Below are 14462 nucleotides of genomic sequence, written 5' to 3'. Positions count from 1 at the left end.
TACTCAGGTAAATTTGCTTGTGAAATAGTGTAATCAGTTGTGCAAAATCCTTTTCGCTAAGATACTAATTTACATTCATTGAGACTTACCAAGATTGATAAAAACTAGATTAGATAAATTTACCCACCATGTGCAAATTCTGGATACAAGGTCATCCCACCATCTATAAACAAAGTCGTGCCATGCACATAGTCTGATTCATCCGAGGCAAGCCACACTACTGCTTTGCCAATATCGTCCGGCACTCCAATGCGATTATAGGGAATTAGTTTGAGTAAATCTGCTTTTTCCTTTGGCGTATCTCGCTCTGCTTCGTTAATTGGAGTGGCGATCGCTCCGGGGGCAATGCTGTTGACACGAATTTTATGCGGCGCAAGCTCTTGAGCAATACTTTTCATCATCATATTAATTCCGCCTTTACTAGCAGCATAATTAACGTGACCTGCCCAAGGAATAACTTCATGCACCGAGCTAATACAAATAATTTTCCCTGCCGCACAAGAGATGTCAGGATTGACTCCTCGTCTTAGGAATTCTTTTGCAGCTTCGCGTGCGCACAAAAATTGTCCCGTCAAGTTAACATCTATTACCGAATTCCATTGATCAATTGTCATATCCACTAATGCAGCATCTTTTTGTATTCCTGCATTGTTGACTAAAATATCGATCGTTCCAAACTCCTGATAGGTTTGAGCAAACAGAGAGAGAACGTCCTCTTCTTTTGCCACGTTCGCTCCAATGGCGATCGCTTTCCCGCCCTGCGATCGAATATCATCAACGATCTTTTCCGCTTCTTCTGAACCAGAGTTGTAATTAATGACCACAGAAGCGCCTGCTTTCGACAGATTTCGAGCGGCTGCCTCACCAATACCAGAACTTGAACCCGTTACTAAGGCAGTTTGACCTTTTAGCAAATCAGGAGAATAGCTCATTAGAAAGGCTTACCTGCATAATACTCTAGGATATAGATAATCTAGAATGAGACGAACAGAACTACATCTATCCAATGGCAGAAGCAATTGAGCCTTCTTAAAAAGACACAGGCTGGCGAAAAACTGAAATAGCAATCGCAGCTTTTATGAGTTAGCTAGCTCGATTAATGAGTCTATGTTTTTGAGTCTGTGTTTTTAATGAATATTTTATTGAATATTGTTGAGATAGCTAACTCCTCCCAATTGCTCCATTTGGCGCAAAATCCAGTATTGGCGATCGAGGACTACCGAAGAGGGTTGGTCAACCTGGTAGAGTTCGGGCCCTGGTAAAACGGCGGCGAGGAGAGCCGCTTCTTCGCGGTTAAGTTGGCTAGCAGGATGGGCAAAAAATTGCTGGCTAGCCGCCTCGACTCCAAAGATCTGGGTGCTGAATTGGGCAATGTTCAGGTAGATTTCTAAGATTCGTTGCTTGCTCCAAAGCCATTCAATGAGAACAGTGAACCAGGCTTCTAGGGCTTTGCGAAAGAGGCTACGCCCTGACCAGAGATAGAGATTTTTGGCGACCTGCTGGCTAATGGTACTAGCGCCTCTTAGGTCGCTACCTTGGTTGTAGTCGGTGATGGCTTGCTGGAGGGCTTCCCAGTCGAACCCGTGGTGGGTCGGAAATTGTTGATCTTCTCCAGCGATCGCGGCTAAAGACATCTCTGGAGAAATTTGGCTGTAAGATGTCCAGCGGTATTGGTAGGCTTGCTTGTTTTGGAAGACCGATTGCAGCATGAAACTGGAGGTGGGGAGGGGGAGCCAGCGCCAGGGAAGGATGAGAAGAATAGAGAGGAGGGCAGTGACGATCGCGACGCTGAGTCCGGCTAACAGGATGCGACGGATGGAGAAGCAACGAAGCCAACGAAATTTACGATGAATCACGGGAGGTCGAGAGGGCTGGGGGTCTTCCTATGATAGTCAGTCTTAGGTAAATTCCAAGTTTTACGATGGCAACTCAAGCAACGCCAGAAAAGCACTGAGCGATCGCTTCGTATTACCCGTTCAGCAACACCCCATTAGAAGAACTGACGCGATAAAATCACTGAATTGAATGTTCATCAGGATTGAATGTTCATCAGGCTCGACTCGATTCTAGATGGATTTTATGAGGTGGGGAGAAGCATTATTTAGGCTGGGCTTCTTTTCGAGGAAAAGTATAAATTAGGTAGCTTAAAACCCCTACATTAATGACAAAAACCAACAGCTTGATCAAGCTAGCTTCGCGGATTAGCTCATAAATTTCAGGGGGAATGCCGAGGCCGACTAGAGTAATGACTAGAAAATGTGCCCAGGTCTTTTGCTGCCATAGCCCGATCGCCTCTACAGCCGTGACCGCACCATAAATCCCGGTTGCAAGCCCGCTAAATTGCAGGGTGCGGGGATCAAGCTTTAATACTTTGTCTAAACCCCAATCAACAAAGCCAATCTGTGTCTCGGGGGTGTAGGTTTCGGCAAATTGGGCGATCGCTTCATAGTTCTTGAGGGCTAAAAAGATTGCCACTGATGCCACCATAAACACCACGGCAAAGAAAGCCTTGTAGACGACAATTGCAATTAACCCAAGGGGGCGTTGATGTGGCATAGAAAGTTAAGCAGCGTTAGGCAGATTATCTTGCCATGGTAACAGATAAGACCCAGCCAGGATGTCTTACACCTGACTATCAAACCGAGTCCGAAAACTGCCGTACTTTAACCAATATTGCTTGAGGGTGTGGCAAGGCGCGTGCAAACTTGCCTTAGCTCGATAGAGCAGCACTTGCCGACGGTCACCCATCCAAATCTTGTCTACGGGATCTACCGAAATCACGGTGCCACCTAAAGAGGCGACACAAGTAGAAAAGCGATCGACCGCGCTAAAGTCTACAGTTTCAAAGACAAAGTTGCCCGAACAAATTAAGGGGCGGTTTCTAATCCAACATTACATTTTTTTCTGAGCTTCTGGCGGTAGCATTCTAGCTTGATCGGGTTCTAGAATTAGGGGAATGCTAGGAGATAGCTGGGACTTCATGGGAAAAACTCTCCCGTTTGTCAAAGCGCAGGGCCGCGCATGAGAGCAAATGTACGGTTGAAGTTAACGTTGGTGCTACCTGTTTGAGTACGGTTGCCTGTTGGAAAAGGCACCACGTTTTCACCAAAGCTTTCTGCATATTCATTACTGTCGATATACGAGTCAATTTCAGCCTCGTAGCTATGAGTGTTGTAGGTCTGGATATGCTCAGAAATTTTGGCTTGATCTTGGGGCGCACGCCCTAAGAGATGCTTAAAGTTCAGTTCAATAAAACGGTAAGGAGAAGAATTGTCAAAAAACAGTGAACGGTAAAGTTCAGACTGGGCGATCGCTCGTACAAATATTCTGACCGTGATATCCCCGTTTCGCAGCAACGATTCTGCACTTGTTAACCGCTGGCTTTCCATAACATAGCAAGATATAAGGTTCTCCAACCGAAGAAAACCTTACTCTCTCAACTCAAACCGTTTGCTTAAACGGCTGTCACACTCGCAATGATGCCGCCTTGTTGATGAATCCGTTGGTATTCTTGCGATAGCTTATCGTAAGGCACCAAATAAACCTGGTTACTGCGACGGAATTTAGAGACAGAATTGACTGCTTTTGCCCGATAACCCGTGACCTCAATGCGATAGACCTTACCGCCCGCGCTGGCATCCACACCCAGCCGAGTCCGAGCATTGCCTACAGGATTGCGGAAGGTTGCCCCATCGCCTGCTGGAGAAACCACAGCAGTGGGCGTGCTTTAACGCACTACCCAATTTGGCTCTTCAGGTGGTTTATACGCTTTGTTATGATTAATCTTCTTATAGGGGCGTAATCCTGAACGTCAAGATTTGTAAAATTTCTCAGATCTGACTGATTTAACCTCTTTTAGTCGATTCATTCTGAATCAATGTGTGGAGTCTGAGCTAGCATTTGCTACTGTCAGCTTAATAGATAACCGATATTAAATCGTCAAAAGGATGAGGGGTGGTTAGATGAATAGGTTTGTGAAGTTCCTCAGTCTGTTTAGCCTATGTTTGTTGTTGGGGGTTAGTTGCGGGGGACAACGATCGCCCAACGCCACATCTACTACCTCTAGCACGGGTCGAGTGACCATGGGCACAACGCTGAAGGCAACCACTCTCGATCCGGCTGATGCGTATCAATTGTTTCCAGGCATTTTGCTAAGCAATATGGGCGATCGCCTCTATACTTACAAACCTGGCACTACTGATCTCGTTCCTCAGTTGGCGACTGCTCTGCCCAAGGTTAGTGCTGATGGGTTAACCTACACAATTCCGCTCCGCACAGGGGTTACGTTTCACGATGGTAGCTCCTTTGATGCAGAAGCAATGGCGTTCTCTATCAATCGCTTCATGACAAACAGTGGAGCCCCAGCATTCTTGCTATCTGAAAAGGTCGCTTCGGCAAAGGCTTCAGGGGCAGATGAACTGACGATCGTGTTGAAGGAACCCTTCGCGGCATTCCCATCGCTCCTGGCTTTTTCGGGCATCACTCCGGTGCCGCCTACAGCCTATGAGTCGGGGGCTGGTAAATTTAAGCCGACGACCTTTATTGGTACAGGCCCTTACAAACTGGCGCAGTTTTCGCCAACTTCTATTCGACTTGACCCTTACGAAGGGTATTGGGGCGAGAAACCTGCGAACAAAGGGATTGATATCCAAATTATCAGTAGTCCAGCAAACTTATTCAATACCTTCAAAACGAAAGGTTTAGATATTGCCTATCAAACGCTTGATCCAGACCAAATTCGCAGTTTGGTTGATGGGGCGAAACAGGGTGGTTGGCAGGTGGTGGAGGCGGGAACGACTTCAACTAATTTTATGACGTTGAACATGAGAAGCAAGCCATTGGAAAACGTCAAAGTGCGACAAGCGATCGCGGCGATGATCGATCGCAATTTGCTCAACCAGAGGGTTTTTCAAGGGCAAGCAGAATTGCTTTACAGCTTGCTGCCCAAAAACTTTCCGCTCTACAAGCCTGTCTTTAAAGACAAATATGGAGACGGTGATTTTGTTAAAGCCAAAGCGCTGTTGGCAGAAGCAGGAATTAACCAGTCTAATCCGCTGAATTTAGAAATCTGGTATTCCTCTAATTCCACAGTACGGAATTTAGTGGCGACCACGCTGAAGGCTTCTATTGAGCAAAATCTTAAGGGAATTGTCAATGTGATTCCTAATACCATTGAAACGGCAACGCTATTGGCTAATTTAGATCAGGGAACTTATCCGAGTACACTACTCGATTGGTATCCTGATTTCTATGATGCAGATACTTATATTCAGCCGTTTATGGATTGTGAGAAGGGTTCTGTGACAGAAGGCTGTGAGCAAGGGCAAAGTCAGCTGGGCGGATCATTTTACTTTGGCGATCGGGCAAATGAATTGATTCGGCAACAGAGAGCCGAACAGAAGCCAGAAGCCCGAAATGCATTGTTTATAAAATTGCAAGATCTTTTGGCAGAGGATGTCCCTTACATTCCTTTATGGCAAAACAAGGATTATATCTTTGCACAGCCAACGGTTCAGGGCGTGGCAATTCAACCGACGCAGCAGTTCTTGCTATGGCAAATTAAAAAATAATTTTGTTTATCCCTCATCTCCTAGTCACTCTCCTATGTCTTCACGATCGACTGCGCTTCGTTACTATATTTTGTCTCGGGTTTTGTTTGCGCCACTAATGATCTTGACGATTACATCGTTGATTTTTTTACTGCTGCGGGCAACTCCCGGTGATCCGGTGGACGTGTTGCTGGGGCCTCGTGCGCCTGAGAGTGCGCGGGAGGCTTTGCGGACTCAGTTGGGTCTGGATTTGCCTTTAGGAGTGCAGTATTTGAAATATTTGGGGAGTTTATTGCGGCTAGATTTAGGAACTTCTTTGACGAGTCAAGGACAGTCGGTTTGGGAAATTATTGGGCAACATTTTCCAGCGACGGTGGAGTTGACGGTGTTGAGTATGGTTGTGGCGGCGGTAGTAGGGATGACTTTAGGTGCGATCGCCGCTGCAAAGCCAAATACATCATTTGATGTCGGCAGTCGTTTGTTTGGCATCATTACCTATGCTGTTCCAATGTACTGGTTTGGCATGATCTTGCAGCTTATTTTTGCCGTTCAACTTCAGTGGTTTCCCATTGGTAGCCGCTTTCCCCTGAGCCTGCAACCGCCGCCGCCGTTAACTGGTCTATATGTAATTGATAGTCTGTTGAATGGCAACTTTGAACAATTTTTTGCCAGCTTGTATCATCTGGCGTTACCCAGTTTAACCTTGGGTATTCTGCTCAGCGGTATTTTTGAACGGATGGTGCGGGTAAATCTCAAGCAAACTTTGAAGTCGGATTATGTGGAGGCGGCGCGCGCACGCGGTATTCCTGAGGTCCGAATTGTAGTGGCTCATGCGTTAAAAAATGCAATGATTCCGGTAATTACGGTATTAGGGTTAACGATCGCTTCGCTATTAGGGGGAGCGGTGCTCACTGAGGTGACGTTTTCGTGGCCCGGATTGGCGAATCGTCTGTACGAAGCTATTTCAGCGCGAGATTATCCAGTGGTGCAGGGCATTATGGTGTTTTTTGCAATCATTGTGGCGATCGCTAGTATTGCGATCGATATTCTCAATGCTTATATTGATCCACGCATTCGGTATTGACCTTAGAGGATGTCTGAGAAGTCTAGGTTGCTATCCAATCCGCCCCCTAAATCCCCCATTTTGGGGGACTTTGAAGAAGGAGTGGCTCGGAAGTCCCCCAAAATGGGGGATTTAGGGGGCGAGTGTAAGAATCTTTGATATTTCTCAGACATCCTCTATAAGTAAAGATAAAAAAATAGGTGATTGCCACACAATTTAGCTGAGATTGAGATTCAGATAGAGAGCTTACTGAAAAATGCCTGCCAACGTTTAAACTGAAGTTAGATTAACCCACTAAACTTTGAGCGGCAAATCCGAAATAAATAGAACTGATAATCATTACCTACTAAATACGAATATTTTCGTTGCCTACTTCAGTAACGCCTCTCCTGTCACCAAACTCCGCAACAGTTCAAACTGCCATGCCCCGATCGCTCCAACCGTTGCCGCCATTCTGAGCTTGTAGATTTGGTCAATCCTGGAAGCGGCTTCGGCAGACTGATTCAGTAGCCATGAGGCAATCGGATAATCCCACTGAGCCAGAAAATTTTGGAGGAGTTGGCGATCGCCCTCACTCATTTCTTTAACGGTCACAATTGCATACAAATCGGTGGGAAGTTCTGGTTGCGCTAGCTTGTCGAGGTGGAGCGATCGCCATTCTGGAGACAGCAGTGACGGTAAAACCTCCAGCGTGTATTTTTTGCGAGCTTTGATGGGAATTCCGCCCAATTCTGAAATCCCTTGATCTTTCAAAAATTGATAGAGCTTTTTGAATAACGCTTGAACAACGTCACGCTCTACAGCGTCACAGAGTAGCACGGCAGCGGCGACAGGATCGGGTGATTCGATCGCGTTGGCAAGTTTGCAGGCGGCAATTAAATCCTTTTGGCTCTCGGCACTGAGGCAGAGCCAAGGCGACGAGTTGAGAATCTTTTCGGGTGACGAGGGCTGAGGCGTTTCGGGTTCAGCAGGAATTTCAGCCAGTTGCGATATGGTTGGATGAGTGGGTTCTTCGGTGAGAGGTTTGGGCGATCGTACCTGTTGATTTAACTGTTCACTGAGTTGAGCAATTTTCTGATCTTTCTCAGCAATGAGCCATTCTTTTTCTTGAATCCGTTGCCCTTGCTCGATCAGTTCTAAGGCGGTTAACGCAGCTTGGATCAAATTGAAGTAATGAGGCTGCGAAATATCAATCTCTTTCGCATCTTTTCGACAGGTGCCCAGCAATCCTCGCTTTTGCTGCGGCTGAATAGCTAGAATTTGTCCCTCAGGATTTCTGATGCGTAGCTCTTTCGATTCACCAACCTGTGAAATACTGCATAGATAAGGCAGCGTATCGTAGTAGAATTCTACCTTCGCTAAGGCAGGTTTGTTTGCTTCAACAGACTTGACTAATAATTCAGGTTGAGATATTTCACTGGGTAAGCGAATACCGACTAATTCTAGTTCTACCGACTTTGTTCCGTTCCATTCATTCAGCCGTAATCGGTATGCTACATCCACCAGGCTGGGAATAGGACGATATTCGCCCCAACGCCAAGCGATCGCTTTAATACCTGCTCCGCCACCTTTCGCCAATAGCACCTTCAAATGCGCCTGATTCTGCCCGATCGCCTGCTGTTCTACGACGCGCACATTAGAAGTCCAAAAGACTGGATCAGGGTTTTCCATGCCGCAAGGATGCAGTTCATCGATTTTTTCGTAGAGGGCTAAGGTGATATCGCTAAGCTCGGCTTCAGCGTCAATTTTGACGAGAGGTTTAAGATGTTCGAGTTGGAGATGTTGATTGGCAAATTCGCTCAAGCGCGATCGCACTGCGTCCAAATTCTGCGCCGGAAAAGAAAAACCGCCTGCTGCCCGGTGTCCGCCATACTTGTCTAGCAGATCATCGCAGAACTCCAACGCCTCAAAAATATTAAACTCTGGAATGCCCCGTGCCGATCCTCGAATACGCTCTGGATCGTTTTCTTCGTACGTACCGATGAACACGGGCACACCGTATCTTTCTAACAAACGCGATGCAACAATACCAATCACACCGTGGTGCCATCCGGGTTGAACGATCAGCAGCACCCGTTCTTTTTTCAAATCAATTTGACTTTGTTCACACCAAGCGATCGCTTCTTGTTCAATTAGCTCGCAAAGCCGTTGCCGCAGCTTGTTTACTTGCTCACACTTCATCGCTAATTCTAGCGCTTGTCCTTCATCCTCTGTCGTAAATAGTTCAATAATAATTTGAGGATCAGCAATGCGACCGATAGCATTAATACGAGGCCCTAACCGAAACCCGATCGCCTCAGGCTTGAGCGATTTTTCACTGCTTAATCCTGAGATTTGAACAAGGGCTTGAACACCCGTAATTTGTGATTTAGGCAAGAGCTTTAAGCCAAGCTGCACCCAGCGCCGATTTACGCCTGTAAGAGGTGCCAGGTCGGCGATCGTTCCTAGTGTGAATAACTCTAATAGAGGCGAGATTAAATCTTGGGATTTACCTAAGCTTTCCGCTAAACAAATTGCCAAAATATAAGCGACTCCCACTCCGGCAACACAGCGATAGGGAGAGTCTTCGGCAATGAGTTTAGGATTGAGAATAGCATTAGCGGGCGGAATTTTGAGAGGAACGTCATGATGATCGGTAATAATCACATTCACGCCCAGTTCCCTGGCTCTGGCGATCGGCTCGTAGGCAGAAATGCCGTTATCAACTGTCAAAATCAATTCAACGCCCTCGGCATGAAATTCTTCGACAATGCGCCGATTGATGCCGTAGCCCTCTTGCATTCGGCTAGGGATGGCGTAGTCTACCCGTGCGCCCAGGTAGCGGAGGGCGCGCAGTAGGAGAGCGGTGCTGGTCATGCCGTCGGCATCGTAGTCGCCGCAGATGGCGATCGACTGCTGAGACTCGATCGCCACTAGCAAAAGTTCCAGGGCGATCGCCAAATCAGGAAAATCTTCCAGGGGTGACGGCAAAACCAGGAGATCTGGGTTGAGAAACGTCAGAGCTTCTTCAGGTGTACTAATGCCCCGATTCATCAACACTTGCGTCAATAGCAGCGGCAATTGAGTAGTCGCCGCAAGCTGTGATGCCTTCTCTGGTTGAGATGGGGCAATTTGCCATCGTTGGTTGGGAAGCCGAGAAGAGGAGTGCAGGGACACGGGGAGGTACAAGAAAGGCAAAAGTCATCATTGGACATAGTATATCGGTTTACTAAAAAGATCCTTTGGGGAGTTGACTTTCTGCAAACTTTTATCTGAAAGCACAGATGATAGATTAATCATTCAAAAACAACCGAAACTTTACAATTTTTCACTTTTCTTAGAGTATCTACAATCTTTTACCCCTTACAATGCCAAGAGATTCAGTAGTTTTTGGGTTGTAATTCAGATGGTTCAACAATACGGACAGAAAACTCAGGGATATTACGCAGTTTTAGGAGTGAGCCGAACCGCCTCATTGGATGAAATAAAAACTGCTTATCGCCATCTGGCTCGCCAGTACCACCCTGATTTGAATCCGGGGAGTCGTGATGCGGAGGAGCGGTTTAAGGAAATCAATGCTGCCTATGTCGATCTTTCGAGTCGTCCTGCCTTTGTTAAACCTTCTGATGTTGCACCTCGTCCGTCTAGCCCAGCTATAACACGCAACGAAGTCTACCAAATGTTTATGAATGGCTTGGGACGCGATCGCCACTAAATGTTCGCTAAGGCATTGGATATAATTGACGGCTTATTCTGAATGCGTGCATAATTAAGCGTCTTATTCTGGATGCGTGGTTGCCAAGACATGGATTATCGGGAAGCAGGGGTCGATGTTGAAGCGGGGCGGGCGTTTGTACAACAAATTCGCGGTTTAGTAGAAAGTACCCGTCGTCCAGAAGTGTTGGGCGGATTTGGCGGCTTTAGTGGAATGTTTCAGTTGCCCAGCGGCTACCAGGAACCTGTGTTAGTGTCTGGCACCGATGGGGTAGGCACGAAGCTGAAGTTGGCGCAACAGTGCGATCGCCACGACACAGTGGGGATTGATTTGGTGGCAATGTGCGTCAACGATGTTCTGACCTGTGGCGCAGAGCCGTTGTTTTTTCTCGATTATTTAGCTACCAGTCGGCTCAATCCACAACAGCTAACCGAGGTCGTTTCTGGAATTACAGAAGGCTGTCGGCAGTCCGGTTGTTCTCTCCTGGGCGGCGAGACGGCTGAAATGCCTGGATTTTACCAGCCTGGCGAGTATGATTTGGCGGGGTTTTGTGTCGGCATTGTGGAGAAGAGTCAGATTTTGGATGGCTCTCAGGTAAAAATAGGTGATGTGGCGATCGGGCTGGCAAGTTCTGGTGTTCACAGCAATGGCTTTAGTTTAGTCCGTAAGATTGTGGAGATGGTCAAGTTAAGCGATCCCTTACAGGTATCTTTACAAGATCGTCCTCCTGCTTTTACTCAAACCCTGGGCGAAACGCTGCTGACTCCCACTCGCATTTACGTTAAACCCGTCCTATCTGCTCGTAAAGCGGGGCTAGAAATTCATGGTATGGCGCATATCACGGGCGGTGGATTGCCTGAGAATTTACCTCGATGTTTAGGCGTAAATCAATCGGTGCAAATCGATACTCAGAGTTGGTTGCCTTTGCCAATTTTTGATTGGTTAGCGCAGCAAGGCGAAGTTGCACCGAAGGATATGTTCAACACGTTTAATATGGGCATTGGGTTTGTGCTACTGGTGCCGCCTAGTGGAGTAAGGGCGACGATTCAGTGGTTTGAGGCTCAAGGAATATCGGCTTGGGCGATCGGGGAAGTGGTTGAAGGAACGGGGGAGTTACTTGGTGATTTTGACTAGTAGACTAATGGAAAGTTCTGCAACGTATTATTCAAAATGCCGATAGACTACTCAGCTTTTGCTGGCATCGGATGTTGCAAAACTAAGTTTTTACTCTACTAGGATGATATGCAGAGTTTATCTACCAACCTATCTGATCTAGGGTAGTGGGCAAAGATCTTCTTTCTAAAAAGTAGTTTAACGCTTAGGTTATCGGTAAGAATGTAGTCGAAAAATACCTGTCCTAATCACGCCTCGGAAAAAGAGAGTACATTTGTACGTTAAAATTAACACTGGATTTTGAAAAAGTCTGGTATCCTTTCCTTCTGAAGTTGTCGTGGGGAAACGCAATCGTGCAAAGGCTGTCTAAGTTTGATAACCCTATTGGAATTAATCGTGAGTCTTACTACACAACCCAATTGGGTGCAGCGTATTTGGGCAATAGCTTAGAACTGATGGCAGACTTACCCGACGCGAGTATAGACCTAATTTGTACATCCCCACCTTTTGCTTTAGTCAGAAAGAAAGAGTACGGGAACGTAGACGCTCATGCCTATGTTGAGTGGTTCAAGGCATTTGCTCATGAGTTCTACCGCATTCTCAAGCCTAGAGGATCGTTGATAGTAGACATTGGCGGTACGTGGTTTAAAGGGTTTCCCGTGCGCTCAATGTATCACTTCGAGTTAGTAATAGATCTCTGTAAACCCAAATCGCAAGGAGGGCTAGGTTTTTTCCTTGCTCAGGAGCTTTTTTGGTACAACCCAGCAAAACTCCCTACCCCTGCTGAATGGGTCACTGTACGTAGGGAAAGAGTGAAAGACGCAGTGAATACTGTGTGGTGGCTCTCAAAAGAACCTCATCCCAAGGCGAATAATAGGCAAGTTTTGCGCCCGTACAGTGAGGCAATGAAAAATCTATTAAAAAATGGGTATGATGCGAAACTAAGACCATCAGGGCATGACATTTCAACTAAATTTCAGAACGATCGTGGCGGTGCTATTCCTCCCAATATCATTATTGATGACGACTTTGGATCATTTGCGTCAGTTGGTAAGCCAGTATTAGCGGAGTTTGATTGGATTTTAAATCATGATTTGGCACAGCCAGTAAATGTTATTTCAGCTTCCAATACTGCTTCAAATGACTATTATCAACGTCGCTGCAAGGAAGTAGGTATTAAAGCTCATCCTGCCCGATTTCCGCAGGCTTTACCAGAGTTTGTGATTGGACTTTGTACTGAACCTGGTGATTTAGTTTTAGATCCATTTGCTGGCTCAAATACTACAGGGAGAGTTGCTGAAACGCTCGATCGCCGTTGGTTAGCGTTTGAGCTAGATGAGAACTATATCCAGGCATCGCAGTTCCGATTTGAGGAGAACGCGCCGTTAGTTGTTACTCCACTAATAGATAGAAAAGCGCTCAAGGCACAAGCTTTAAAGTTTGCTCCTGCTTCCATCAAGATTGTGCCTGAAACAGATAGTTCAAACAGCCTACATCAGTTAAACCTATTTCAATCGGAGATTGACGGCATGATAGAGAAAAAGCTCAGGTTCACTTATGGGCATCAGTTTGAGCCTAAAACAATGAATCTGCCTGAGTTGGTGAAACTCTGCATGGAGTGTCAACCAGATCGTCGTGCGCTACAAGATGCAATTTCTACTCGTTACTATTCTAGTCATTCAGCGCAGAATGACTTACAGAAAGGAGAGAATCGTAGCAAACTTGCGATGAATACATTCCTATCACTCCGTGCTTACAAGTTAGTGGAGTCTATTGGTGATGATGATTGGCAGTATGAAGTAACAGATCTTGGTCGTGCAATTTTTGAGGATCAAAATGATCCTAATGAAGCTGCCAACATTTTTGCCCGTCACATCCTGACTAACTTAACAGGAATGTCTTTGTTGAAAGCAGTTGAAGCAATCAACAGCCGAGGAGATAAACCCAAGTTAGATCTGATCGGCTATGAACTTCAAGAGATGGGTTATTCGTTATCTCCAAACGCTATTTATGTCAGCACTATGAGGCAATGGTTACAAGAAGCTGGAGTATTTGAGAAAGCTTATGAGATTAATTGGGACAGAGTGTATGACATTCTAGAGCTTGATAAAGACTACATTGATGAAGTTTACACCCTTACTTCAGAACAAAAGTATTTTCTATTAGCAATGCTCCACATGAGCATCACAGAACTGACTAAGTGGAATGATATTGCCAATTATGCAGTTAGCGTTTACAAAGTTAGGTTCCCTTCAAAATCATTTGTCAACGATATCATTCAGCCATTGACGGATGCGGGGCTTATTGAAACTGAGAAAACTACTGGTGGGCGTGGAGCCAAACCTAATCTTGTCAAGCTTACAGAAAAAGCTCAGCGAGAATTATTGTCTAAGCTGCTGGAATCCATCGCAGACATGACGGAAATCTCACAAACTGAGTTGAGCCGTAGCTTTGAAGATGTTGTTGGCGACTTAGAAGATTCTGATAAGCATGTTAAGGGTAAAGCCCTAGAACTTTTGGCGATTTGGATGATCCGTTTGACTAGCCTGCGATTCACTAAATGGCGAAAACGAGATTATGAAACAGGACAAGGAGAGGTTGACGTGTTAGCAGCGTCAGATCGCTTTGTATATCACCGTTGGCAGATTCAGTGTAAAAACACTAAAAGAGTTGATGTTGAGGTACTAGCTAAAGAAGTTGGTATGACCTTTGTAACGGGTGCTGATGTAGTCATGGTTGTAACAACTGGAGAGTTTACTAAAGATGCTTTTCAATACGCCTATCGTATGATGGAAGTGTCTCGCTACTATATGGTGCTAATTCAAAAAGAAGATATTGAATCTATTAAAGAAGATAGAACTAATATCATCAAAATTCTAGACAGGCGAGCGCGGCGTGTTTTTGCTAAGAAAGAGCTAGGCTTGACTGATGATGCAGTTGATGAAATTGAAATTGAAGAAGACTCCCTTACAGAATTTGATGGAGCGTTTGAAGAGGAGTAGCACGACCGAACGATTCGGTTGCAGCGGATAGTTTAGAGATG

General features: G+C 45.9%; 11 protein-coding genes and 1 pseudogene. 5 read left to right on the top strand and 7 right to left on the bottom strand.

Annotated features, from left to right (window positions below):
* Positions 1–119 precede the first annotated feature (119 nt).
* The 6 genes and pseudogenes from KME11_05780 to KME11_05755 all read right to left on the bottom strand — a co-directional run bounded on the left by KME11_05780 (position 120) and on the right by KME11_05755 (position 3712).
* On the bottom strand, positions 120–932 hold the full coding sequence (locus KME11_05780; GenBank protein MBW4514717.1) for an SDR family oxidoreductase: 813 nt from the start codon (positions 930–932) through the stop codon (positions 120–122).
* 207 nt (positions 933–1139) lie between these two features.
* Positions 1140–1781: a monofunctional biosynthetic peptidoglycan transglycosylase gene (gene mtgA / locus KME11_05775; protein ID MBW4514716.1), complete on the bottom strand. Its 642-nt coding sequence runs from the start codon at positions 1779–1781 to the stop codon at positions 1140–1142.
* 316 nt (positions 1782–2097) lie between these two features.
* Positions 2098–2556, bottom strand: coding sequence for a DUF2127 domain-containing protein (locus KME11_05770; GenBank protein MBW4514715.1), 459 nt, complete (start codon positions 2554–2556; stop codon positions 2098–2100).
* Between the two features lie 66 nt (positions 2557–2622).
* Positions 2623–2982, bottom strand: a pseudogene (locus KME11_05765) (CpeR family transcriptional regulator).
* Between the two features lie 20 nt (positions 2983–3002).
* On the bottom strand, positions 3003–3389 hold the full coding sequence (locus KME11_05760) for a phycobilisome rod-core linker polypeptide (protein MBW4514714.1): 387 nt from the start codon (positions 3387–3389) through the stop codon (positions 3003–3005).
* A gap of 65 nt (positions 3390–3454) precedes the next feature.
* On the bottom strand, positions 3455–3712 hold the full coding sequence (locus KME11_05755; GenBank protein ID MBW4514713.1) for a phycobilisome linker polypeptide: 258 nt from the start codon (positions 3710–3712) through the stop codon (positions 3455–3457).
* A 250-nt stretch (positions 3713–3962) separates the two neighbouring features.
* Between KME11_05755 and KME11_05750 the strand changes: the two genes are divergently transcribed.
* Together KME11_05750 and KME11_05745 are read left to right on the top strand one after the other, a co-directional pair.
* Entirely contained in the window at positions 3963–5570 is a 1608-nt protein-coding gene (locus tag KME11_05750) for an ABC transporter substrate-binding protein (protein MBW4514712.1), read from the top strand.
* A gap of 34 nt (positions 5571–5604) precedes the next feature.
* Complete coding sequence (locus KME11_05745; protein MBW4514711.1) at positions 5605–6633, top strand: ABC transporter permease; 1029 nt, start codon at positions 5605–5607, stop codon at positions 6631–6633.
* A 348-nt stretch (positions 6634–6981) separates the two neighbouring features.
* On the opposite strand, the gene recJ is transcribed toward KME11_05745, so the two are convergent.
* Positions 6982–9768 (bottom strand): single-stranded-DNA-specific exonuclease RecJ, encoded by a 2787-nt coding sequence (gene recJ / locus KME11_05740; GenBank protein MBW4514710.1) that lies wholly within the window; start codon positions 9766–9768, stop codon positions 6982–6984.
* 229 nt (positions 9769–9997) lie between these two features.
* On the opposite strand from recJ, the gene KME11_05735 reads away from it, so the two are divergent.
* The 3 genes from KME11_05735 (at position 9998) to KME11_05725 (ending at position 14421) form a co-directional block, all read left to right on the top strand.
* Positions 9998–10306, top strand: coding sequence for a DnaJ domain-containing protein (locus KME11_05735; GenBank protein ID MBW4514709.1), 309 nt, complete (start codon positions 9998–10000; stop codon positions 10304–10306).
* Positions 10307–10396: 90 nt separating this feature from the next.
* The gene (purM, locus tag KME11_05730; protein MBW4514708.1) at positions 10397–11440 is read left to right on the top strand and encodes a phosphoribosylformylglycinamidine cyclo-ligase; all 1044 of its coding nucleotides are present in this window, start codon (positions 10397–10399) and stop codon (positions 11438–11440) included.
* Positions 11441–11772: 332 nt separating this feature from the next.
* Entirely contained in the window at positions 11773–14421 is a 2649-nt protein-coding gene (locus KME11_05725; GenBank protein ID MBW4514707.1) for a restriction endonuclease, read from the top strand.
* Positions 14422–14462: the final 41 nt, after the last annotated feature.

The sequence above is a fragment of the Timaviella obliquedivisa GSE-PSE-MK23-08B genome, from assembly GCA_019358855.1.
GTDB lineage: Bacteria > Cyanobacteriota > Cyanobacteriia > Elainellales > Elainellaceae > Timaviella > Timaviella obliquedivisa.
This window is presented reverse-complemented; position numbering and strand designations above follow the sequence as displayed.